We start from the raw sequence: 23,689 nt of genomic DNA, 5'->3' as shown, positions 1-23,689 counted from the left end.
TACTAAAAACAAAAAACTACTTAGTTTATTAACCAAGTAGTTTTCCTTCTCAAAAATATAGTGCCAAATATTATGACAATTTTTTTGCTTTAATTTTAGCCAGCGTATTTTCGATACTGTTCAATTGTTTTGAAACAACTGCAATCTGGTTACTGTCAAGGTGGTTGTGTTCTAAAGCCATTTTATATTTTTCAATAGCAGCTTCTTCTCCTGAAATACAAGCATTAATGATGGCTTCAGTATCGCCACTTGTAAAAGAGGATTTGATATCGATCCAGGCACGGTGTATTGCTCCTAACGGACCTCCGCCTGCAGTATCGGTTGATTTACCGAGTTTATTGATTTGGTCTTGTATTTCTACAATAAAAAGTGCGCGCTCACGGGCATAATCTAAAAAGTCAGTTTTAATAGCCGGGCTGCTTACGTGCTCAGCAGCATTTGTATATCCTAATTTTCCATCTTCCAAAATTGAGATTAATCCGTTTAATGTGCTTACTGCTTTTTCTGTGGTTTCATCTGTATGTATCATAATAAATAATTTTTATAATTAAAGTATAATACAAAGTTGAGATTTTATAAAACTTTATGTCTTATAGAATTACAACGGGTGTTTTATAAAATTGTGGAATGGGAATTTTGAAAGTTTCTTTCTTTTCGCCACGAATTGCACGAATTATATAAATTTATTGGAAGGAAAATTTTTGAGGCAAGTTTTTTTAAACCACAAATTACACAAATTGTTAGAATGGGAATCTTGAAAGTTCTTTTTTCTACATATCAAGCGAATTGAAATTGAATGCTTTTTTATTTTGATTTTTTTTGAAATGATAAACCTCTCGTTTGCTTTTTTGCGTGAGGGATAGCGGGTAGCCCACAGCCTGACAAAGGAAGTGCGAGGACTTGGAGCGAATAGCCTGTCCGCCGTGGCGGAAATCCCATAAATAACCGCATAAAAAAAACAGCTCAAAGTATAAAGTGATGAAACTTTAAACCTTAAGCCGTTTTAATAAAAATTGTTTATGTTATACTGTCAAAGCTTCTTTGATTCTGCGTAAAGCTTCTTTTAGGATATCGTCGCTTGTTGCGTAAGAGAAACGGATACAATTTGGATTTCCGAAAGCGTCTCCCGTTACAGTTGCTACGTTTGCTTCGCCTAAAAGGTACATTGACAAGTCATTTGCATCTTTGATTTCAGTTCCTTTCAGTGTTTTTCCGAAAAAAGAAGAAACGTCCGGGAAAACATAAAATGCTCCTTCAGGAACGTTGATTTTTACACCTGGAATCTCTTTTAATAATCCAACTACTAAGTCTCTACGGCTATGGAAAGCCTGAACCATGTGGTTTAATACGCTTGGGTCAGCTTCTACAGCAGTAATTGTAGCACGTTGCGCTACAGAATTTGCTCCTGAAGTTACTTGTCCCTGAATTTTTGTACACGCTTTTGCGATAAATTCCGGAGCTCCAATGTATCCAATTCTGTATCCTGTCATAGCAAATGCTTTTGCAACTCCGTTTACAGTGATTGTTTTTTCTAGCATTCCCGGGATTGAACCGATGCTGCAAAAAGTTCCTGAGAAATTGATGTGCTCGTAGATCTCGTCAGCAACTACATATATATTTGGATGTTTTTCTAACACTTTTGCAAGAGCTGTAAGCTCTTCTCTACTGTAAACAGATCCTGATGGGTTACAAGGAGAACTGAACCACATCATTTTTGTTTTTGGTGTGATGGCAGCTTCTAATTGTTCCGGTGTAATTTTGAAATCAGTATCTACAGATGTTGGAACTTCAACTGGAACTCCACCTGAAAGTTTAACGATTTCGAAATAAGAAACCCAGTAAGGGGCAGGTAAAATAACCTCGTCACCATCATTTAACATTACTTGTGCAATGTTGTATAAAGATTGTTTTGCTCCTGTAGAAACTACAATTTGTGATGGTTTGTATTCTAAATTATTGTCTCTTTTGAATTTTTTACAAATTGCTTCTCTCAATTCTAAATAACCTTCTACCGGAGAATAAGTGCTGTAATTCTCGTCTACTGCTTTTTTAACAGCTTCTTTAATAAAGTCCGGTGTATTAAAATCTGGTTCACCTAAACTTAAACTGATGATGTCTTTTCCCTGTGCTTTTAATTCACGTGCTAAAGCAGCCATTGCCAAGGTTTGTGATGTCGCTAAGTTGTTGATTCTGTCTGAAAGAATGTGATTCATTATAAAAATTTTGAATGTCCTTAATTTCAACTTCAATTAAGGAAGGTTAATTATTAATAGATTTTTTTCTGTTATGCTAGTTCTGGTTTCATTCCAAGATCTTTCAAATGCTTGTAATGTGCAATAATGGCTCCTCTCATAGTTCTGAATTCATGATAAGGCAAGTTGCATTCGATTGCGGTCTGTTTTACAATTTCGGCAATTTTTCCGTAGTGAATATGACTGATATTTGGAAAAATATGGTGCTCGATCTGGTGATTTAATCCTCCGGTAAACCAGTTGACTACTTTATTTTTTGGAGCAAAATTAGCGGTTGTGTATAATTGGTGAATCGCCCAGGTATTTTCCATTTCTCCTTCTTCATTAGGAACCGGATTTGAAGTTTCCTCCACTACGTGTGCCAATTGAAAAACAATACTCAGGATTAATCCCGCTGTGTAGTGCATTACAAAAAAGCCAATAACAACTTTCCACCATGCAACGCCTAAAATCATTGGCAAAGCCATCCAGATTAAAACGTAGATTATTTTTGTGATGACCAAAACCGTCCAAAGTTTAGTTGGACTTTGAGGCGCTCCGTAAGATAATTTTCTTTTCAGGTAATTTTTCATTTGCTTAAAATCAGTTGTCAAAGCCCAATTGAAAGTCAACAATCCATATAAAAAGAAAGAATAATAATGTTGAAATTTATGAAAACGATGCCATTCCGCATTTTGTGTAAAACGAATAATTCTTCCGGCATCTAGATCTTCATCGTGACCGTGAATATTAGTATAGGTATGGTGAAGTACATTGTGCTGTACTTGCCAGTTGTGTACGTTTCCGGCTAAAACATAAATACTTCCGCCCATGATTTTATTAATCCATGATTTAGAAGAATAAGATCCGTGGTTTCCGTCGTGCATCACGTTCATTCCAATTCCGGCCATTCCAACTCCCATAAGAATGTTGAGTAACAATTGTGCCCAAAATGGCATTTCAAGAGTTAGTATCAAAAAGTAAGGTGTAAGGAAAACGGCGAAAAGAATAACGGCTTTTAAATGCAGCTTCCAGTTTCCAGTTTTCTGAATGTTGTTCTCTTTGAAGTAATTGTTTACTCGAGAGTTAAGAGTTCTGAAGAACTTCAGATTATCTTGCTTAGCAAAAGTAGGCGCAGTGTTATTCATAATTAATTTAAATAGTTTTCAAAGGTAATTATTATAAATTTTCAATTTGCAAAATTGAGTTAAATATTTCAACTCTAAAGTAGTACTTTTGTTAAAAAATTAGAGCAATGGATGAGATATTGAAATATTTTCCTGATTTGACTGACATTCAGATCGAACAATTTCAAAAATTAGACTTTTTATACCACGATTGGAATGAAAAAATCAATGTGATTTCCCGTAAGGACATTGATGCGTTATATACAAAACACATTTTGCATTCGCTTGGAATTGCAAAAATCATGAAGTTTGAGCCCGGAGCGACTGTTCTGGATGTTGGAACCGGTGGCGGATTTCCCGGAATTCCTTTGGCAATTCTTTTTCCGGAAACACGTTTTTACCTGATTGATGTTATTGCAAAAAAAATAAAAGTGGTTCAGGGTGTTGTAGATGCATTAGAATTAAAGAATGTAAAAGCGGAACAAAAACGTGCTGAATTGGTAAAAGGTGATTTCGATTTTATCGTGAGCCGTGCTGTGACGAATATGCCTGATTTTGTTTCCTGGATTAGCAATAAAATCAAAAAGCAACACAAGCATACATTGAAAAATGGAATTTTATACCTAAAAGGTGGAGATTTGGCCGAAGAATTAAAAGATTTTCCAAAAGCAACTTTATATGATTTGTCTACGATTTTTGAAGACGAATTTTTTGAAACTAAAAAAGTAGTGCATTTGCCTCTGAAGTTTGTGGTTTAATTTACCGACTGCTAATAAATAAACGACCTGACAATAATTACTTTGTGAATTATTGTTGGGTTTTTGCTTTTTTAGTGCCCTCTGATCCGGGTGAATTATCATAACATAATGATAATTTTGTGGTTGGCTGTATTTCTTTATCTTTGAAAATACTAATAAAAAGTAATAATGGATAGAAGGAAGTTCTTTAGAAATGGCTCTTTGTTTACAATTGGAGCCGCAGTTATGAATCCGTTTCAGAGTGCTGCAAATATTTTAGATTTAGAAAGTGTAAATAAAAATAAGAAAGCCAAAAATATTATTCTGTTAGTGAGTGACGGAATGAGTACCGGAACTCTAAATATGACTGATTTGTTCCTGAACAGAAAAACAGGAAGAGGTTCTAATTGGATACAACTATACAAAGACAACAGAGTTTCAAGAGCTTTAATGGATACAGCTTCTGCCAGTTCTATTGTTACGGATTCTTCGGCAGCAAGTTCTTCTTGGGGTGGGGGATTTCGTGTCAATAATGGTGCTTTGAATGTGAGTCCGCAAGGTGAACCTCATTTGCCTATTTGGCAAAAGTTCAAAAAATCAGGAAAAATGGCGGGCTGTGTTACGACCGTTCCTATTACGCATGCAACTCCGGCCGGTTTTTGCGTAAACAGTAAAAGCAGAAATGCGCAGGATGATATTGCTGAACAATATTTAGATCTTGGTTTTGATGTGATGATGGGCGGAGGTTCAAACTATTTTAGTCCTGAATCCAGAAAAGACAAAAAAGATATGTTTGCTGCTTTTAAAGCAAAAGGATATCAGGTTGTAAAAACGCGATCTGATATGGATGCCGCTTCTGACTCTAAGCCTATTTTGGGTGTGTTTGCAGATGATGCTGTTCCGTATTATGTAGACAGAAATAGTGATGAGAACCTGAAGAAAACAATTCCGAGTTTGGCAGAAATGGCACAGAAAGCCATTGACCGAATGAAGAATCATAAAAATGGGTTTGTCTTGCAAATAGAAAGTGGTAAAGTCGACTGGGCTGCACACGGAAATGATATTGCAGGTTTGATCAATGATCAGATTGAATTTGATGAAGCGGTAAAAATTGCAATAGATTTTGCAGAAAAAGACAAAGAAACACTGGTCATTATTACTACAGATCACGGAAATGCCAATCCGGGGATTATTTATGGTAAAAATGCCAATGACAATTTTGATAGCATCCAGAAATATACGCAGACCAATGAGTGGATTTTGAATCAGATAAAACCTGAATCTTCTGTTTCGCAAGTAAAGGAAATCATAGAAAAGGCAAATGGACATTCAGTTTCCGATGAAGATGCAAAAATGGTACTGAGTTATTATGACGGATTGCACAAGGAAGACGGACTATACAACTATAAAAAATTACCTTATAAAGCTTTCGCTGAAATGCAGGGAAAAATAAATTCTGTAGGCTGGATCAGTATGGATCATTCTGCAGATTATGTTGAGTTGGCCATGTTTGGTCCCGGAAGTGAACTTTTGAAACCTTTTGTAAAAAATACTGACTTGCATTATCTGATGCTGCAAGCCGCAGAAGTAGAAAATAAATTTTAATTATTCTCTTTTTGTCACATAACAAACCCCACAAATTTCAAAAATAGCTGAAGTTTGTGGGGTGATTTTTTTTAAGTAAACTATAATTACGATGCTTTTCGGGATATATCCAAAAACGGATTAGACTTAGAATCTATATTTTCGACAAAATCGGCAAGGGCTTTTTCTGAGGCTTCTTTCGTGCATTCGAATTCCGCATCAAAGAAAAAATCACGGCAAATTACAGGCTCATTTGATGAGTCGTAAACTGCTTCATCTGTTTCGTCTAAGCTATCATTAGTGTATTGACATGGATACTCTCGTTTTAAGGCTGTTATTGTTCTATTAAACCATTTATCAAAAACTTTTTTTCGGGGTGTGATATGGCGTGTCAATAATATCAGCCCGATAAGTTCACTTTGAAGAAAATAAGAACCTTTTCTATACATAACATCAGCCATTCTTACATTCATAAGTGTGATCCATAAAGGTCCGTCTATATTACCAGATGCAGGTATGTCAAAATTGGTATCAAAAAGCAGCGGTTTTGTGTTTTCTATATTCTCAATCGAACACCAAAGTGCTTCGATTCGTTTTTGTACGTCATTGTGCATTTTGCTGTATCCCGTGTAACGCCAATATACCCATTCCAGTAAGGCAGCTGTCAGGCCTATTGAAGCTTTATGATTAATATGTATTAAAGCATTTTCAATCTCATCATTTCCTTCAGCCGGATCTAAAAAATGTTCTGTCTTTTTTTTATTCCATTTAAAATTTATCGGATGTCCAATACTTTTAGCTTCTACGATTATTGCAGGTGTGTTTTGTAAATTTTTCATGTTCTTTTCTTTAAATAGGTGATTTAGGGTTTTGTTTCTTAATTCAGTATTATGTATTCTTTTATACAATTAATCAGGATGTAAATTTAAGAGGACACGAAATTTTATAAGGGTACAATAAGTTTTTAAAGTAACAGAATAGGATTTTTTAAATACCTATAGTGTTGATAATCAACACAGCGAGAAAAGTATTACAAAAGTGTGGTTTTGCAAAAATCAGATGTCATATCAAAGAAGGCTCTGTTTTTAGGGTTGAATGTGTAAAAGATTGTTTTTGAGTGATTTATTTTTAATTGAAAAAAAGCAATTCGCGAATAAACTTCATTCGATCTCTGTTATTTTGCGTTCCTGTACTTTTATTTGCTCATTCTTTATTAGAGGAATACCTTTACTCAAGCACTAATACTTTATATTTATTGAAAATAGCTACAAGAATATCGACCTATTGGAAAATTCAGCTTATCGGATGGATTACCACTTCTTTATATTGGGGATTTTCGGCTTTCTTGGCTGGAAATTTTATCTGGAAACTTGGTGTAGTAGATTTAATACTCGATGTATCGATTGGTATTACAATGACGAATATTTATAGAAAATTTGCTTTAAAAAGGGGATGGAATAAATTAAATTTAAAAATATTGGTTCCGAAAATTGCAATAAGCATTTTGGTGCTTTCCCTCCTGTATATGTTTTTGATTGTTGGTAAACTTTATCTGGTGCGTTTGTTTATTCTAAAAAGTAATCCAATTTCATTTATAGCATTTTTCAAATCAACACAATTGCAGATTTTTATAACAGGCACCCGATTAATGTCGATTTGGGTATTGGCATATCATCTTTATCATTATTCAAGACTTGAAATAGAAACGGTGAAGGAAAACGCCCGATTGTTGATGATGATAAAAGAGGCACAACTTAATAACCTGAGCGCACAGCTTAATCCGCATTTCTTTTTTAACTCACTGAATAATATAAAATTTCTAGTGTTAGAAAATCCGTCTTCGGCCAGGAGAGCAATTGATCTTTTATCTGAGTTACTAAGAAATTCGTTAAACAGTAATGTTGGACGATTAATCTCTCTGAATGATGAAATTGATCTTGTCAGGGATTATCTGGAATTAGAGAAAATACGATTTGAGGAACGTCTGCAAATACAAATTGAGATTAATGCAGCTGCATCGCAATATTCGATTTTGCCTTTAAGTATTCAGACGCTGGTTGAAAATGCGATAAAACACGGAATCGAGAGAAGAAAAACCGGAGGTTTTATTCGTGTAAAAGTAGAGGAGGAAAATAATTTTATAAAAATTAGTGTTCAAAACTCAGGTAAGCTAAGCAAAGAAATTAAAGATGCCGGTATAGGTTTAAAAAATCTGAAAGAAAGGCTGTTACTGCACTATAACGGAAAGGCTTCTTTTGAAATTAAAGAAATGAAAGACGAAACTGTTTTGGCAACTATTTTAATTCCGTCGAAATGAAAAAGATAAAAGTTATTATAGTAGACGATGAACGTCTGTCGCGGGAAGAACTAAAGAGAACATTACAATTATACGATGATTTTGTTCTTATAGGTGAGGCCGAAAATGCTGACGAAGCAAAGGGTTTAATAGAGTCAGAAATGCCTGATCTAATTTTTCTCGATATTCAGATGCCTGAAAAATCGGGTTTCGATTTATTGGAGTCTTTAGATCATGTTCCGGCAGTTTTATTTGTTACAGCCTACGATCAATATGCCGTGCAGGCATTTGAAGTAAATGCTTTAGATTATTTAATGAAGCCAATAAGAGAGGAACGTTTTGCAAAAGCAATCGAAAAAATAAGAGCTGCTTTAAGATCAAAATCCTCAGATAATGCTGCTGCAGAAGACAGAAAAATTTTTATTAAAGATGGAGAAAAACGATTCTTTATTCGGCTGGATGAAATTTATTTAATTGAATCACTGGAGAATTACACCAGGCTTTTTTTTCAGGATAAAAAAGCGCTTCAAAGACGTTCACTCCGACAATGGGAAGAAATGCTGGATGAAAAGATTTTCTTCAGAATCAACAGAACAGAAATTATAAATATAAAATACATTCAGGCAATCAATACAACAGATAGCGGCAGATTAGAAGTAAAACTAAAAACCGGAGAACTATTAGAAGTATCAAACCGCCAATCCGTCAAGTTCAAAAACAGGAACGGGATCTAATAATTCATCTATTTAAATAGTATTCTTAATACTTATAACTAATTCTATTAGTTGTAGAGAGGCCATATGCTTTGTTCAGATCGAATGAATTCCCGTTAAAATGACCAGGCTTTAAATAAAACCACCTTTAAAAACCATTCAATGAAACCAATTTTAAGTTTTATATTTCTTATTTTCATAGTATTAAATACATTTTCACAAGAGACCAGTATAACTACATCAGAAGATTTAAAAAGTGCTTATGCTATTCAGGACAGCGTGATGATAGAAACACGGGACGGTGCATTTATCTCTACAATCGTGGTGCGAAAAAAAGGAGTTTCCGGCCCGGAACCTGTATTGCTTCAATATACTATTTATGTTAGGGACAAAGGAAGAGACCTCAAGTCCTTAAAAGAAGCGGCAGATCATGGTTACGTTGGTGTTATGGCCTATTCACGGGGTAAGCGATTTAGTCCGGGTGAAATATTTCCTTATGAAAATGATGGCAGCGATGCATATGATGTTATTGATTGGATCAGTAAACAAGAGTGGTGTAACGGAAGTGTAGGAATGTATGGTGGCAGCTACAACGGATTTACACAATGGGCGGCCTGCAAAAAAATGCATCCGGCGCTTAAAACTATTGTTCCTTACGTTGCCAACAGGCCGGGAATGGGTTTGCCAATGGAAAATAACGTATTTGTAAACCCTAATTATGAATGGTCTTTTTATGTTGGCAACAATAAGTCTCTGGATACTGTGACCGGAAATGACAGACCGCGATTTAGAAAAATGATGTTTAAATGTTGGGAAACCGGAGTTGCCTATAAAAAAATGGATAGTATAGACGGAAGCCCCAACAGGTTGTTTCAACGATGGATAAAGCATCCGTCATTTGATGAATACTGGCAGAAAATGGCACCTTACGGAAAACAATTTGAACAAATTAATATTCCTGTATTGGCTTTTGACGGATATTACAACGATTCTCAAAATTCAAGTTTGTATTATGTTCGGGAACTTCAGAAATACAATCCGCAAAATCCGGTGTATGTTATTATTGGCCCATATGGCCATTTTGGGGCACAGGTTGGCGGAGAAACGGTTCTGTATGACTACAAGGTTGATGCAACGGCATTAATAAATATTAAAAATATAACATACCAGTGGTTTGATTATATTTTAAAAAACGGAACTAAACCAGAGCTACTCAAAGACAAAATTAACTATGAGGTAATGGGGGCCAATGAATGGAGAAGTGCTCCGTCTCTTGATAAAATGAGCAATAGTTTCCTCAAGATGTATTTGACGGCTAAAAAATCAGGGAAATTTTATGCATTAACAGATAAGAAACCAATACAGAAAAAGTACCTGTATCAGGAAGTTGATTTTGCTGACAGGCAAATTCAAAATAACGATTACTATCCTGATCCCATTATCAGAAAAGAAATTGATACCAGTAACGGATTTGTTTTTATAAGTGATCCGCTTGAAGAGCCAATTTTGATTAACGGATCATTCGTAGGCGAGATAAAAGCGAGTATCAACAAAAATGATATGGACATAGGAGTTACTTTATATGAAGTAATGCCAAACGGAGAATATTTTCATTTGTCTTATTTCTTAGGGCGCGCCAGTTATGCAAAAGACATCACGAAAAGAAACCTTTTAAAACCCAATAAAATAGTAACAATTCCTTTTTCGAATACACATTTGGTAAGCAAACAATTAAATAAAGGAAGTCGTTTGCTGGTGGTTTTAAATGTCAATAAAAATCCTTTTTCAGAGCTTAATTACGGAACCGGAAAAGTAGTTGCCGAAGAAACGATCAAAGATGCAAAAGAGTCCTTAAAGGTAAAATGGTACAACAACAGTTTTGTAAAAATCCCGATTTTGAAATAATAAAGTTTCCTAAACAAAATCCGGATCTTATGAAAAGATCCGGCTTTTTTATTTGAGAATAATAGTGTCCAAATGATTCAGCCAATTTTCTTTATAGCTATTTCCAATCGGGATCTCAACGCCATTTATTTCGACTTCGTTTTTAGAATAGGCCGTTAGTTTTCTGGTATGAATAATATAAGAACGATGAATTCGAATAAAATCAGAATCTAACTGTTTTTCAAAAACAGATATATTCTGTTTGATGTGATGCGATTTTCCATTTTCGAGGTGAATCGTTATGTAATCTTTCAGGCTCTCGACAAATAGAATTTCATCAAATACAATTTTGATATTTTTGCTGCCACTGCTTACAAAAATATGATTTTCAGGAATTGTTTTTGTGCCTTCTTTTGGATTTTGGAACTGTTTGAATTTTTCGATAGCCACAAAAAAGCGATCAAAAGTTATGGGTTTTAGAAGATAGTCTATAACATTAAGTTCATATCCTTCAATGGCATATTCCCGATAAGCAGTTGTGAAAATTACCTTTGGTGGATTTTTTAGTTTTTTCAGAAAATCGTTTCCTTTTAGTAAGGGCATTTCAATATCCAGAAAAACTAAATCAACGGTATTGGTTTCTAAAAAGGTATAGGCTTTTAGGGCATTTTCAAACGAATCGATTAGCTCGAAATTCTCAAAATTCAGCAGGTGAGAGGTAATTAATTCTCTCGCCAGAGGTTCGTCGTCAATGATGATGCATTTGTATTTCATGTGAAAAATTAAACAGTTAGTGTCAATTTAATGAAGAATTTTTTTTGATCTTCTATAATTTCCAAAGAGTGTTTTTGGGGATAGAGTAAGCTCAATTGTTTTCGGACATTCTCGAGCCCAATTTGTGATTTATCTGTTTTTTTTGCAGTTCCATTTTGTGGTTTTGTGTTTTCAATAGTAAAAATGATCTGTTGCGGTTTACTTTCTAAACTTAACTGTATTGTCGCTTTTTCGGTTTCATTGATTACGCCGTGTTTAAAGGCATTTTCGATAAAAGTCAATATGATTAAAGGAGATATTTTATTGCTGACTTCAATATTTGTACCGAATGAAATGTCTAGTCTGTCTTCGCTATAGCGGAGTTTTTCTAGTGCAATATAATTTTCGATTAAGGTAATTTCTTTTTCGATAGAAACATAATCTTCGTTACAGCGGTATAAAACAAAATCCAGAATTTCAGATAATTTCGCAATTACTTCAGGCGCCTTATCGTCTTTTTTTAAGGTCAAAGCGTATAAGTTATTTAGAGTATTAAATAGAAAATGAGGATTTAACTGGTTTTTTAAGGTTTTGAGTTCCATTGATTTTTTTTCCTCCTCTATTTTGGAAAGATGTTGCTGATTTTTGTAAAAACGAATTAATCCGATAACCGAAGCAGGGAAAAACAACCAAATAACCTTTGTAAAGAACAATCTAAAACTGCTTAATCTTTGAATTAATGTGTCAGGACATTTATCCCATTCTAAATAATACTCAGGGAATCTGGGTTCCAGATAAAAATATTTGAAGGTTATGAGCATCACAAAAACGAGATACAGCCAAATCGTAAATAGGATCACAAAAAGAACATATTTTTTTTGAATGAGTAACTTAGGTATTAAAATATAAATCAAGACATATGCTCCAATTGCCTGAATGATTGTTTCGGCAAGAAAGATATAAACCAGATCATCATACTTTTTATAGTCAAAACTTTTTGTCACAAAATGTATGATAAAAAAGACAAGCCAAAACATACTATGGGTTAAGATTCTTTTTGGGGTTATGTTTTTTATGAAATCCATATTGTGTTTTTATCAAGAGGCAAGTTAGTAAAATATCTACGCCCGGCTGGTTACGTGAGTCAAATAATAGTCTTTAGCTTATGAAAACGCCATTTCGGCCCATGAATGCATTATTATTAGAAAAAGCACTCTTCATATGTAAAAGCGGTCTTTTTATTTGCGGCCAGATTAAGATTGAGATTGCAGGATTACTTTAGTCCAAAAATCTACAAGGAGTATGATTCATCCTAAAAAACAAATCTTAGTTTGATATGAAATTAAAATACATTATTGCCCTATTGATGCTCTCTTGTGCATCAATGTCTGCCCAGTTTAGAATTTCGGGGAGTGTTGTCACTACTAAAAAGGAACCCGTTGTTTTTTCAGAAGTTATCTTAATAGAAGAAGACACACAAAATAAAACGAATGAGCTTACAAATGATAAAGGAGATTTTGTTTTAAACGCAAAACAAGGAAAATACATATTGGAAATTCGACAGGGAAACGAGCTTCTGTTTTCTAAAAACCTATCAATAACAGCTGCTTTGGACCTGGATACTATAACAATCGATAGCGGTGTTCAGTTAGAGTCGGTTGTAGTTGGCGGGAAAAAGAAACTGATTGAAAGAAAAGTAGACCGTTTGGTTTTTAACGTCGAAAATTCGATTAATGCCACAGGAGGAGATGCTTTAGAAGCTCTTAGAGTTACTCCGGGAATAAAAGTGCAGAACGATAATATAACTATGATAGGAAAAAGCACTATAATGGTTATGGTCGATGATAAAATTATCCAACTTTCTCAGGAAGATTTGGCTAATTATCTAAAATCAATTCCATCTGATAATATCAAAAGTATAGAAGTAATTACGACACCGCCTGCGAAATATGAGTCTGAGGGCAGAAGTGGTTTGGTCAATATCAAATTAAAAAAGGCAAAAAAAGATTCCTGGAATGCCTTGGTTGGAGCTACTTATCTTCAAAGATTTTACAGTCAGGGTGCTTTAATGGGGAATTTTAATTATAATAAAAATAAATTAAGTATTACATCAACTTTAAATTATATGTCGGGTAAAAGATATAATATTCAGGATGATTACACTTATTCCCCGACAGAGTTATGGCATACCAATTCCTCGTATAAAAGTATAAATGACAGAACATATGGCAATATTGGTATTGATTATCAGGTCACTTCAAAATGGACTATTGGAGGTCAAACTTTATTTAATAATTCTAAACCGTTATTTACGGATACTCCTTTTACAGGTGTTTATGACAATGCAAGTGGTGAGATGACTAGCTATTTAAAGTCGAATGGAGGAGTAGCAGCACTAAAAGTCGCTATAAATTCATTAAATATTTACAATGAGTATAAAATTGATTCTTTAGGAAAAAAAATCACTCTGAATCTGGATTATTTTAATTATCAAACAGAAGATAATAGAACTTATAATGGTATTTCGGTTGTTGAAGCCCCTTATTCACAGCAATATTTTGCAGGAATAAACAGGAATGTGCAGGGTATAACAAACTTATCCGGAAAATTAGATTTTGATTATCCTACGCAATGGGCAGTTTTGAGTTTTGGTGGTAAAGTATCCAATTCACAATCAAAGAATCATATTTCAGCTTTCAATAGCGGCTTAGTAGATTTGCCGGTTGTAGATTTACCGTTACGACAAAGTGAGTTTGACTATTTAGAGAACATACAAGCAGTTTATTTTTCGGGAAGCAAAAAGATAAATGACCGCTGGAATTCTCAATTTGGATTAAGAGTAGAAAGTACGCAGACAAAGATTTTCGCAGGAGGTTTCAGCCAGTCTAGTGATAAGGATTATATTAAATTTTTCCCCACAGCATACTTGACGTATACTGCCAATGATAATTCAACTCTTAGCTTAAGTTATAGTAAAAGAATCGAAAGACCTCAATTTAGAGATTTGAATCCTAATACTCATTTTTGGAACCCTTTTCAGTCTTTTAAAGGAAACCCGTTTCTGCAACCTGCATTTATTGATAATATTGAATTCATCTATAGTTATAAAAAGATAGAGAGTAAATTATATTTTAGTTATGAGAACAATTTAATTTCTGAAATTACAATTGCTGACCCTGTTTCAAATGAAATTCTTCATACAAGTGAAAATTATATAGACACACAACGTTATGGAATTTCGGAGAATTACGTTTTCGATAAACTTAAATGGTGGACAAGTAATAATGCGGTCGATTTTAGTTATGCTATTTCTAAGTCCGGCTTAACTGTTGCACAAAAAGTGCAAAACGGATTCAATTCCAGGTTGTCAACCAATAATGACTTTAATTTAAATACCAGTAAGACAGTACTTTTTAATGTAAGTTACTGGTACAGTTTTCCTGGTGTAGAGGGAATTTATACGAATAAAGAAATGAGTTCTTTTTCGCTGGCGTTCCAATATCTTTTATGGAATAAGGATTTGAAAATTTCGATAAGAGGCACTGATATCTTTAAAACTGAAAAAATAAAAAGAAGTTCTGTTGTTAATGGTGTTTACCAGGAAGGTAAGAATTACTATGATAATCAGTCCTTTCAGCTTGCTTTATCTTATAAAATTGGAAATAAAAAGAGTACCCCAAAGCAAAGAACAACTGGTAATGAAGAAGAGAGAAGCAGGACAGGCAGTTAATTAATACCAACAATAATTTAAAATCAGAATCATATGAAATCAAATTTTAAAAATGCAATGACTATTGCAATGGCGGTTTATTCTTTAAGTATGTTTTCGCAGAAAATAAAGCAAGAGATTACAATCGATGAAACTTCCAGATTAATTAAACCAACTTTGTTTGCCGATTTAGGGGAGACCTGCACTACACCAGACGGAATGGCTTTGGATAAAAAGGGAAACCTTTATTTGTCTGTATTAAATCCTACTTCGTTTGAAAAAAATGGAGCTAAAATTTTAACTTTCGATAAAAATGACAAACCGGTAATCTGGTTTGATCAATTACCGCTTCATCCAATAACCAAACGAGTGCATCCGATGGGAATGGAGTTTGGTCCTGATGGAAATCTTTATGTAATGGATAATCAGTATTTCGCATACAAAGATGATTATTCAAGGTTAATTCGGATCGTTGTCGAAAATGGAAAGCCTAAGTATGCTGAAGTTTTGGTGGAAGGGTTCAATTTTGGAGAAGCTGTCAGATGGTCAAAAAACAGAGTTTATATATCAGATGCTTTGTTTGAAGACAAGAGAAAAAGCGGTATTTACAGCTTTTCATTAAAAGACTTAAATAAAGGAAAAATAATTCTCGACAAGCAAACAAAGGCAGATTATTTACTGAGCGAGTTTACCTTAAAATCTGATGTGACGAAAAATACAATTGGTATTGATGGTATCGCATTTGACAAAAAAGGGGATTTGTATGCAGGGAATTTTGGTGATGGTGTGATTACAAAATTTGAATTCACAAAAGAAGGTAAAATAAAATCGAAAAAAGTCGTTTTCGATTCTGATCAATTAAAATGTTGCGACGGCTTTTTTTATGACAAGGAAAGAAATTCTATTTTTATAGCGAATTATGAGAACAATAGTGTTCATCAACTGAATTTAAATACCAATAAGATTTCTTTAATTTGGGAAAACGGGAACAATGACGGTGCTGACGGACAACTGGATAATCCTTGTGAAACCATCATTTATAAAGGCAAATTGCTTGTGGTTAATTACGATACTTTTAAAGGAGCGAAGAATACAGAAATAGATGATTTTCATACGATTTCAAGTTTTCAATTATAAAGCAGTCTATTCATAGAAAACAATAGGTAAATAAAAGCCGCAAATTTCAAAATGAAGTTTGCGGCTTTTTTATAAATCTAACTCTAAAATCAGAAATTAACCTAAGAAAGGATATTTATAATCTTCCGGAGTTACAAAAGTTTCCTTGATCGTTCTAGGAGAAGCCCAACGCAATAAGTTCAGTGCAGAACCAGCTTTATCGTTAGTTCCTGAAGCTCTTGCTCCGCCAAAAGGCTGCATTCCTACAACAGCTCCTGTTGGTTTATCATTGATGTAGAAGTTACCTGCAGCATTTTGCAATTTCGTAGTTGCTACCTCAATAGCATAACGATCCTGGCTAAATACGGCTCCTGTCAAAGCATACTCAGAAGTAGTATCAACTAATTCTAAAGTCTCTTCCCATTTTGCATCTTCGTATACATAGATAGTAATTACCGGTCCGAATAATTCGGTTTCCATAGTAGTATATTTAGGATTTGTAGTTACTATAATTGTTGGCTCAATAAAGTAACCTACAGATTTGTCGTAGTTTCCTCCCACGATAATTTCAGCATCAGTATCTTTTTTAGCCTGATCGATAAAACCTGCTAATTTATCAAAAGAACCTTCGTGAATAACTGCTGTAATAAAGTTTCCGAAATCTTCCGGAGAACCCATTTTCATAGATTTTGCATCAGCAATTAATTGTTCTTTTACAGCTGGCCATAAACTTTGCGGGATATACGCTCTTGAAGCTGCAGAACATTTTTGACCCTGAAATTCAAATGCACCACGAGTAATTCCTGTAGACACCTGTTTTGCGTTAGCGCTTGGGTGAGCAATGATAAAATCTTTACCACCAGTTTCTCCTACGATTCTTGGGTATGTTTTATAGTGATGGATGTTCGCTCCAATTTTAGCCCAGATATCTTTAAATACATGAGTTGATCCTGTAAAGTGAACTCCTGCAAAATCACGGCTTGCCAAAATAGTATCCGTGATCATTAAAGCATCTCCAAAAACAACATTGATAACCCCATCAGGAACACCCGCTTCTTTGAAAACGTCGATGATAATTTTTGCAGAAAAAACCTGGCTGTCACTTGGTTTCCAAATCACAACATTACCCATCATTGCAGCACTTGCAGGAAGATTTGCAGCGATAGCAGTAAAGTTAAAAGGAGTAATCGCGTAAACAAAACCCTCAAGAGGTCTGTATTCTAAACGATTCCAGGTTGTAGAATCAGATTTTGGCTGATCTCCGTAAATTTGAGTCATGAATTCTACGTTGTAACGTAAAAAGTCAATCAATTCACAGGAAGCATCAATTTCTGCCTGATGTATATTTTTAGACTGACCAATCATTGTAGCAGCGTTAATACGTGCTCTGTATGGTCCTGCAATAAGTTCAGCAGCTTTTAAGAAAATAGCAGCACGTTGTTCCCATGCCATGTTTGCCCATGCAGTTCTTGATTCAAGAGCATTAGCAATTGCTTTTTCGATATGTTGTTTTTCAGCTAAGTGATAAGTTCCAACGATGTGTTTGTGATCGTGTGGAGCCGACATTGTTCTTGTATTTCCAGTTCTGATTTCTTCGCTTCCAATATATAACGGAACGTCAATTTTAGAATTCCACAATGTGGTATAAGCCGCCTGAACAGCTGCTTTTTCTGGTGAGTTAGGTGCGTAGCTTTTTACGGGCTCGTTTACCGCTTTTGGTACATGAAAGAATCCTTTTAGCATTTTATTTAAAATTAGATAATTAGACAATTTAAGGGTTAGATGATTTGATTGTTACGAATAATCTAACGTTGCACAAAAGTACAAAGGATAAATTAATAATTTGATAATTTTATGATTAAGATAACGATAAAAAATATAGTTTTTAAACCCGTATTTAGTTTAAGGCAAAAGGAGCACACATTCTAAAAGTAGGAACTATAACTTTGAAAGTTTTTGTAGAGGTAAAATTAATCATGTTGAAGTACCCTTTCATTGCGCCATAAGGAGACGATAAAAGACAACCTGAACTATAAGTATGATTTTCTCCAGGTTTCAGAACCGGTTTTTTTCCAATAACGCCTTCTCCGTCTACAACCTCCAAATCGTTTAAGGAATCGAATATCTCCCAGTGACGAGATGTTAACTGAACTGAATCTTTGCTGTGGTTTTCGATTGTAACTACATAACTAAAAGCAAAGTGAATCTTGTAGTTCTTGAAGTAAGTACCTTCAAAACTAGTCAAAACAGATATTTTTATGCCTCTTGTTATCTGGGAAACCATACTAAAGTAGTATATATGTGTGTGTTATAATTGCAAAGCTACAAAAAAAAATCTTTCGATCTAAAACCTTAACAATGTTTTAATTTATGATGTTTATAGAGTTCGCATTTCCTTTTCCTATAACTCTCTGATAGCGATCGGTGCTTTCTTTGTAATAAACTAAGATGGTGTATTCATTTTCAGTTTGATAAAAGTTTCCGTCAATGGCATTTTGATAATCAATCACCCCTTTTTTATCCGCAATTGTATATTGAAAATTAGTGAAACCTTGTTTGATCATTACCGCTTTTTCATAAATCCCTTTCTCAGTATTGTACTCCATTTTGTATTCCGGAGACAAACTATAGTTATTAAACATTCCGGTAATATAAATATCTTTTGTTGAGGATCTGAAAACAGGAGCCCAAAGACTAAAGTAAACCCAGGCATAATCAGCTTCGATTTCGTTATTGGAAGCATTGATATTTTTAACCACAAAATTACCGTTTACATCCTGATAAACAGAATATATTTGGTTTCCTCTTGCCTGATTCGTATATAAGTAAGCATTATAAATGTCATTGTTCGCGCCCACTCTGCCTACATTATTGCTTGCGGCGCGAATGTCTTTATTTTCGAAATATAAAAATTCATTTCCGCCCCAGAATTGTGTTTCCTTATCATATTTATAAACCAATTGATTGCCGATCGTGTATTGCGGAGGAACATTTTTAATAGCAGTATTAAAATTACCATTTTGCAGCAATACAATTTTTACGTTCTGTATTGGAGTCTGAAAAACAATATCGTTTGATAGTATCGAAAAGTCAAGGTTTTGTTTGTAATCTATATTCGTGACATCACGGCTTCTTTTGACCTGGGCCGCAACGGTTGCATGGTTTTCGTATAAAATGAATTTTCTTGATAAAACGACTTCTTTGTCTTCATTGAGAATCCTAAGCATATAATTTCCGGAAATACGCAATTGTGATGTAAACTGGTTCGGAAAAGAAAGTCGGTAATGAGAATAAACCTGAAGCGTATTAAAGGAGTTTACATAATCTGTAATTCTTTGATTGTCGAAACCACTTATATAATCCGTTTTCGGAATATCAGTTGGTTTCCAGTTATAATCACAATGAATTACTTCAAAATAATAATTGGCCTCATTGCCAAATAAGTCATCAAATTGAAAGGAAAATGTATCGCCTAATTCAAATATAGGAACCACATTATTGCCGTTTTGAACAAAGGAAACTGTCTTGATATTATATGGAGGATTAATCTCGATTTGTGTTTCCTGTGCTGCTGCTGAAGCAAAAAATAAAATAAACAGAAGATTTCTAAATAAAAATTTTGGCATCATATTATGTTGTAAGATTGTAAATATAACAATTTTATGTAACGTAGCAGGATGTCATTTTATTGGTTCCGGAAACAACTTATTAAGAACCCAGAATGTATTCCAGATTAACTTCGATTTCATCATTAATATAACTTTCTTCTAAAAGAGAATCCGATAATAATTTTTTGTTTTCCTGCAGTTTGATTATTTTTTCCTCTACCGTATTTTTCGAAATAAAACGAATCACATTTACTTTATTTAATTGCCCTATTCGGTGTGCGCGGCCTACACCTTGCTTCTCCGCAAAAGGATTCCACCAAGGATCTAAGAATAAAACATATGAAGCTTTCGTAATATTCAAACCAACGCCACCTGCTTTGAGTGAAATAAAAAACAGCAAAGGATTTTCTTTTTCCTGAAACAGTTTTACCTGTTGCTCTCTTTTATGGGCAGGAGTTTCGCCAGTAATCTCACAAAAATCTATTTTGTTTGCCTTGCACCAATCAGAGTAAAAATTCAGATTAGTAACAAATGAGCTGAAAATGATCGTTTTTTGTTTTCCTTTTACCAGATTTTCAAGATAATTGGTAACCGCAATATATTTCCCTGAATCAATTTCTGACTCCTGATCTATCATTTTTGGATGATTGCTCAGTTGTCTTAACTTCATCAGTGTGTTGATAATACTGATTTTGTCAGGACCGGATCCGTCTGTTTTTAGTAAAAAGTTGCGGGCTTTTGATTTTTCTTTTTCATACAGTTTCTCCTGTTCAGGATCCATATTACAATAATAAATCTGCTCTGTTAATTCCGGTAAATCCTTTAAAACCTGTTCTTTTGTTCGTCTCAGGATATAAGGCTGGATGAGGTTTTTTAATTCAGACAAACTATTTTCGTCCTGCTTTTTCTCAATCGGAATTTTAAAATTTTCTGCAAAAAAAGTATAACTCCCCAAGATATCAGGATTTATAAATTGCATTTGCGACCATAAATCGTCCAGTGAATTTTCGATGGGCGTACCACTCAAAGCCATTTTATGAGCCGTATTTATTTTATTTATTGCTTTAAAAATTTTAGAATTTTTGTTTTTAATGTATTGACTTTCGTCCAGAATTAAATAACGGAAATTGTATTTTTCTAAAATCGAAATGTCACGATGAACGATACTGTAGCTCGTAAAAATCAAATCAGTAGATTCTAATCTGTGCTGTAATAATTTTCTATCGTTGCCAATATATTGCATTTTCGAAAAATGCGGGGTAAATTTTATAGCTTCGTTGTACCAGTTAAAAACCAATGAAGAGGGTAAAACAATCAGTGTTTTTAGCGGTTCTCTTTCGATGGTTGTTTCGTTCTGAAACAAATCAAAATTCGTAGTTTTAGTAGTAAATCCTAATTGTTCCTGTACAGCAACCAAAACCGCTAAGGTCTGCAATGTCTTTCCAAGTCCCATGTCATCAGCAAGACAAGCCCCTAAATTGGAGTTGAAATGACCTAATAGCCATTTTACACCATCAATTTGATACGGTCTCAAAGTTGCTTTAAGCAAATCAGAAGAAGCATATTCTGCTTTGTGAATGACATCTGTTTTGATCTCCGGAATCGCATCCAGAGCGGCAAAATTGCTTTTGCGTAAAAGCAGGTTGCCATTCTCTGTTTTGGATAATTTGGCCAGCGAGCTGTATTTGCTCAACCATTCTAACGGAATCAGAAAATAGTTTCCGTCAGGCAGTAAAAAGAGTCTTTCCTTGCTTTTTATATTAGGTATCATTTCGCTGAAATTGATCTTATAAGTACCAATCGAAATGATTATTTTAATATCGAACCAATCTTCTTTTGTTTCTTCTTTTGTTTCTTCTTTTGAAGCTGAAATGGTATGGTTTTCTGTGATGATTTCTTTGCTTTCCAGTCTCAGATTCTGAATTGTAAAACCCAGATTTTCCAGCTCTTCTTTATGATCAATAACAAATTGGATATTGGTATAGGGATCATGGATTTCTGCATCGGAATTTCGTCCAAATAATTCATTTTTTATTTTTGTTAAACCAATTCCGAGTAATTTATCTGTATATAAAGCTTCGTCAGCATTTCGTTTGAACTGAATTATTTTGGGTTCATTGGCAATGCTGAAATCAACAAACGAGTGTGTTTTTTTAGTTTTTGTGGCATCAAATGAATATCCATTATAGTCAAAATAAAGATTGAGGTAATAACAGTTTTTAAAGAAATCGTAAACAGGCTGAAGCGTTTGAGAAATTATGGTATCACGAAGTTCAATTTCAAAACCTGTTGCTTCGATATCAATTTTTTTTGCTATTTCCGGAATGAAGTTTTTAAAATAAGTATCAACTAATTTTGAAGGTATTTCGATTGATTTTTTTGTTATAAAAGGTGAAAGCTTTTTAGCGTTGAGATCTTTTAACTGTCCTAATTTTTTATCGATAATTAACCAGCCCGGCTCGTCCAAAAGTATGGTGATACTATTATTCATGGGTAGAAAAGTAGTTTCATTTTCTTTTAAAGACAGCGTATAGGTAATTCCTTCCTCGTGTTTGTTGAATTCAATTTGAGGTTCAAAATCGAGAAGATTCGTAGTTACTCTGGAGCGATAAAAATCCTTTTCAATTCCCATATCAATAGATAGCGGAAATTGCTCTTTTACAATCAAAGTGTAAAAAGAGCTTAGGTTTAGTTGCAAATGCTGACGAATGGCAAATTCAATTTTGGAATCTTTTTGCAGATCAGCAATGGTTTTGGCGGATTTGATTTTTGCGCTGAATTTTTTGAAAATAAAGTCAGGCTTTAGAGATTCGCAAACCGTCAGTATTTTTTTTGTGCCGGAATCTAAATTTTCAAAAATAATTCCGAAACTTTCCAGTACATCCGTAGTGGCTTTTTTATTTAAGTATTTAATGTCATCGGTATTCTCAACGATGTAGGCAGTTGGAATATAATGATTCAGATTTTTTTCAAAACTGATATCAAAACAAAATTGAAATGAATTTGAAAGATCCAAGATAAGGCGATTAGGTTGGGTTGTAATTTGGGAAGTGGTATAAACTAAAAAAGTTTTCAAAATACTGCTATTCTGAAAACTTTTTTAAATGAACTTATATCACTTATAGGGTGAAAAATTTCGAATGATTTAGTTTTCCGGTTTGAAACAAAGTGGAATGATTTCTCCTTTTGCCAAACAATATTTTTCTACCAGTTCCGGTGCTATTTTATGGGTATAATCTTCTTCGATTACGATAAAGCCAATGCTTCTTAATTTATCAAAATAATCACGGCCATAAATACGAACGTGATCGTACTGACCAAATATTCTTGCGCGTTCTTTTTGATCTGTAATAGTATCATCAGCAAAAGTTACAGCGCGTGATAAATCTTGTGGAATTTGAAGAATCGCCATTCCTCCGGGTTTTAATACACGAAATAATTCCTGCATTGCTTTTGTGTCATCCGGAATATGCTCCAGAACGTGATTGCACAAAATCACATCGTATTCGTTATCCTTGAAAGGTAAATTACAAATATCAGCTTTTACATCTGCCAAAGGCGAAAATAAATCGGTAGTCGTGTAATCCAGATTCTTTTGCTTGCGGAATCTTTTATAAAAAGCCTGCTCGGGAGCAAAATGCAATACTTTTTTGGGTGCTGTAAAAAAATCAGTCTGATCGTTCAGATACAACCAAAGTAAACGGTGTCTTTCTAACGAAAGTGTACTTGGTGAAAGCACATTGTTACGTTGTTTTCCGTATCCGTAAGGCAAAAACGATTTAAAACTTCTGCCATCAATAGGATCAGTATATTTTGTTCCTTTTAATGAAAATGCCAAAATTGGTCGGGCCACATAACTCAATCGAATTAATAATGGACGCGGAATTGTATTAAGTACGAGTTTAAAAAGTTTCTTCATGGGGTTGTTTAG

General features: G+C 34.2%; 18 protein-coding genes. 7 read left to right on the top strand and 11 right to left on the bottom strand.

Annotation, left to right across the window (positions count from 1 at the left end; all coding sequences use genetic code 11):
* Window positions 1-70: 70 nt before the first annotated feature.
* The 3 genes from B0A67_RS19735 to B0A67_RS19725 form a co-directional block, all read right to left on the bottom strand.
* Window positions 71-529 carry a ferritin-like domain-containing protein gene (locus tag B0A67_RS19735; RefSeq protein ID WP_072961160.1) on the bottom strand — a complete coding sequence of 153 codons (459 nt, stop codon included), beginning with the start codon at window positions 527-529 and terminating at the stop codon, window positions 71-73.
* Window positions 530-1,022: 493 nt separating this feature from the next.
* A complete protein-coding gene (locus B0A67_RS19730) occupies window positions 1,023-2,213 on the bottom strand; it encodes a pyridoxal phosphate-dependent aminotransferase (protein WP_072961157.1) in 1,191 nt (396 codons plus the stop codon).
* A 71-nt stretch (window positions 2,214-2,284) separates the two neighbouring features.
* Window positions 2,285-3,379 (bottom strand): fatty acid desaturase family protein, encoded by a 1,095-nt coding sequence (locus B0A67_RS19725; protein WP_072961154.1) that lies wholly within the window; start codon window positions 3,377-3,379, stop codon window positions 2,285-2,287.
* A gap of 107 nt (window positions 3,380-3,486) precedes the next feature.
* Here B0A67_RS19725 and rsmG point away from each other — a divergent pair, with 107 nt between their 5' ends.
* Together rsmG and B0A67_RS19715 are read left to right on the top strand one after the other, a co-directional pair.
* Window positions 3,487-4,116 carry a 16S rRNA (guanine(527)-N(7))-methyltransferase RsmG gene (rsmG, locus tag B0A67_RS19720; RefSeq protein ID WP_072961152.1) on the top strand — a complete coding sequence of 210 codons (630 nt, stop codon included), beginning with the start codon at window positions 3,487-3,489 and terminating at the stop codon, window positions 4,114-4,116.
* A 168-nt stretch (window positions 4,117-4,284) separates the two neighbouring features.
* Window positions 4,285-5,700 carry an alkaline phosphatase gene (locus B0A67_RS19715; protein ID WP_072961149.1) on the top strand — a complete coding sequence of 472 codons (1,416 nt, stop codon included), beginning with the start codon at window positions 4,285-4,287 and terminating at the stop codon, window positions 5,698-5,700.
* A gap of 86 nt (window positions 5,701-5,786) precedes the next feature.
* Here B0A67_RS19715 and B0A67_RS19710 read toward each other — a convergent pair whose 3' ends face one another.
* On the bottom strand, window positions 5,787-6,518 hold the full coding sequence (locus B0A67_RS19710; protein ID WP_072961147.1) for a hypothetical protein: 732 nt from the start codon (window positions 6,516-6,518) through the stop codon (window positions 5,787-5,789).
* 416 nt (window positions 6,519-6,934) lie between these two features.
* Here B0A67_RS19710 and B0A67_RS19705 point away from each other — a divergent pair, with 416 nt between their 5' ends.
* The 3 genes from B0A67_RS19705 to B0A67_RS19695 all read left to right on the top strand — a co-directional run bounded on the left by B0A67_RS19705 (window position 6,935) and on the right by B0A67_RS19695 (window position 10,593).
* Entirely contained in the window at window positions 6,935-7,996 is a 1,062-nt protein-coding gene (locus B0A67_RS19705; protein WP_072961145.1) for a sensor histidine kinase, read from the top strand.
* Window positions 7,993-8,709 carry a LytR/AlgR family response regulator transcription factor gene (locus B0A67_RS19700; RefSeq protein WP_072961142.1) on the top strand — a complete coding sequence of 239 codons (717 nt, stop codon included), beginning with the start codon at window positions 7,993-7,995 and terminating at the stop codon, window positions 8,707-8,709. Before B0A67_RS19705 ends, B0A67_RS19700 begins: the two co-directional genes overlap by 4 nt.
* A gap of 141 nt (window positions 8,710-8,850) precedes the next feature.
* Window positions 8,851-10,593 carry a CocE/NonD family hydrolase gene (locus tag B0A67_RS19695; protein ID WP_072961140.1) on the top strand — a complete coding sequence of 581 codons (1,743 nt, stop codon included), beginning with the start codon at window positions 8,851-8,853 and terminating at the stop codon, window positions 10,591-10,593.
* 48 nt (window positions 10,594-10,641) lie between these two features.
* On the opposite strand, the gene B0A67_RS19690 is transcribed toward B0A67_RS19695, so the two are convergent.
* Together B0A67_RS19690 and B0A67_RS19685 are read right to left on the bottom strand one after the other, a co-directional pair.
* A complete protein-coding gene (locus B0A67_RS19690; RefSeq protein ID WP_072961138.1) occupies window positions 10,642-11,346 on the bottom strand; it encodes a LytR/AlgR family response regulator transcription factor in 705 nt (234 codons plus the stop codon).
* 8 nt (window positions 11,347-11,354) lie between these two features.
* A complete protein-coding gene (locus B0A67_RS19685; protein ID WP_072961137.1) occupies window positions 11,355-12,410 on the bottom strand; it encodes a sensor histidine kinase in 1,056 nt (351 codons plus the stop codon).
* A 251-nt stretch (window positions 12,411-12,661) separates the two neighbouring features.
* Between B0A67_RS19685 and B0A67_RS19680 the strand changes: the two genes are divergently transcribed.
* Together B0A67_RS19680 and B0A67_RS19675 are read left to right on the top strand one after the other, a co-directional pair.
* Window positions 12,662-15,055 (top strand): TonB-dependent receptor, encoded by a 2,394-nt coding sequence (locus B0A67_RS19680; protein ID WP_072961136.1) that lies wholly within the window; start codon window positions 12,662-12,664, stop codon window positions 15,053-15,055.
* Window positions 15,056-15,088: 33 nt separating this feature from the next.
* Window positions 15,089-16,171: an NHL repeat-containing protein gene (locus B0A67_RS19675; protein ID WP_072961135.1), complete on the top strand. Its 1,083-nt coding sequence runs from the start codon at window positions 15,089-15,091 to the stop codon at window positions 16,169-16,171.
* Window positions 16,172-16,267: 96 nt separating this feature from the next.
* Here B0A67_RS19675 and pruA read toward each other — a convergent pair whose 3' ends face one another.
* The 5 genes from pruA to B0A67_RS19650 form a co-directional block, all read right to left on the bottom strand.
* Window positions 16,268-17,893, bottom strand: a complete 1,626-nt coding sequence (pruA, locus tag B0A67_RS19670) for an L-glutamate gamma-semialdehyde dehydrogenase (RefSeq protein WP_072961133.1) — start codon at window positions 17,891-17,893, stop codon at window positions 16,268-16,270.
* A gap of 154 nt (window positions 17,894-18,047) precedes the next feature.
* Window positions 18,048-18,434, bottom strand: a complete 387-nt coding sequence (gene apaG / locus B0A67_RS19665; RefSeq protein ID WP_065452127.1) for a Co2+/Mg2+ efflux protein ApaG — start codon at window positions 18,432-18,434, stop codon at window positions 18,048-18,050.
* A gap of 79 nt (window positions 18,435-18,513) precedes the next feature.
* Window positions 18,514-19,776, bottom strand: a complete 1,263-nt coding sequence (locus tag B0A67_RS19660; RefSeq protein ID WP_072961464.1) for a type IX secretion system plug protein — start codon at window positions 19,774-19,776, stop codon at window positions 18,514-18,516.
* 82 nt (window positions 19,777-19,858) lie between these two features.
* Window positions 19,859-22,774, bottom strand: a complete 2,916-nt coding sequence (locus tag B0A67_RS19655; RefSeq protein WP_072961461.1) for a DEAD/DEAH box helicase — start codon at window positions 22,772-22,774, stop codon at window positions 19,859-19,861.
* Window positions 22,775-22,903: 129 nt separating this feature from the next.
* Window positions 22,904-23,677 (bottom strand): class I SAM-dependent methyltransferase, encoded by a 774-nt coding sequence (locus B0A67_RS19650; protein ID WP_072961131.1) that lies wholly within the window; start codon window positions 23,675-23,677, stop codon window positions 22,904-22,906.
* Window positions 23,678-23,689 lie beyond the last annotated feature (12 nt).

The sequence above is a fragment of the Flavobacterium aquidurense genome (assembly GCF_002217195.1).
In the GTDB taxonomy this organism is placed as follows: domain Bacteria; phylum Bacteroidota; class Bacteroidia; order Flavobacteriales; family Flavobacteriaceae; genus Flavobacterium; species Flavobacterium frigidimaris.
Note: the sequence above shows the minus strand (reverse complement) of the source record. Positions and strands in the feature narration are given on the sequence as shown.

Bases quoted from the DNA above. Each gene is read 5' to 3' on its own strand.
- rsmG (WP_072961152.1), top strand. From the start codon at position 3,487: ATGGATGAGATATTGAAATATTTTCCTGATTTGACTGACATTCAGATC.
- apaG (WP_065452127.1), bottom strand. From the start codon at position 18,434: ATGGTTTCCCAGATAACAAGAGGCATAAAAATATCTGTTTTGACTAGT.
- B0A67_RS19735 (WP_072961160.1), bottom strand. From the start codon at position 529: ATGATACATACAGATGAAACCACAGAAAAAGCAGTAAGCACATTAAAC.
- B0A67_RS19695 (WP_072961140.1), top strand. From the start codon at position 8,851: ATGAAACCAATTTTAAGTTTTATATTTCTTATTTTCATAGTATTAAAT.
- B0A67_RS19650 (WP_072961131.1), bottom strand. From the start codon at position 23,677: ATGAAGAAACTTTTTAAACTCGTACTTAATACAATTCCGCGTCCATTA.
- pruA (WP_072961133.1), bottom strand. From the start codon at position 17,893: ATGCTAAAAGGATTCTTTCATGTACCAAAAGCGGTAAACGAGCCCGTA.
- B0A67_RS19680 (WP_072961136.1), top strand. From the start codon at position 12,662: ATGAAATTAAAATACATTATTGCCCTATTGATGCTCTCTTGTGCATCA.
- B0A67_RS19660 (WP_072961464.1), bottom strand. From the start codon at position 19,776: ATGCCAAAATTTTTATTTAGAAATCTTCTGTTTATTTTATTTTTTGCT.
- B0A67_RS19675 (WP_072961135.1), top strand. From the start codon at position 15,089: ATGAAATCAAATTTTAAAAATGCAATGACTATTGCAATGGCGGTTTAT.
- B0A67_RS19690 (WP_072961138.1), bottom strand. From the start codon at position 11,346: ATGAAATACAAATGCATCATCATTGACGACGAACCTCTGGCGAGAGAA.
- B0A67_RS19700 (WP_072961142.1), top strand. From the start codon at position 7,993: ATGAAAAAGATAAAAGTTATTATAGTAGACGATGAACGTCTGTCGCGG.
- B0A67_RS19730 (WP_072961157.1), bottom strand. From the start codon at position 2,213: ATGAATCACATTCTTTCAGACAGAATCAACAACTTAGCGACATCACAA.
- B0A67_RS19725 (WP_072961154.1), bottom strand. From the start codon at position 3,379: ATGAATAACACTGCGCCTACTTTTGCTAAGCAAGATAATCTGAAGTTC.
- B0A67_RS19715 (WP_072961149.1), top strand. From the start codon at position 4,285: ATGGATAGAAGGAAGTTCTTTAGAAATGGCTCTTTGTTTACAATTGGA.
- B0A67_RS19710 (WP_072961147.1), bottom strand. From the start codon at position 6,518: ATGAAAAATTTACAAAACACACCTGCAATAATCGTAGAAGCTAAAAGT.
- B0A67_RS19685 (WP_072961137.1), bottom strand. From the start codon at position 12,410: ATGGATTTCATAAAAAACATAACCCCAAAAAGAATCTTAACCCATAGT.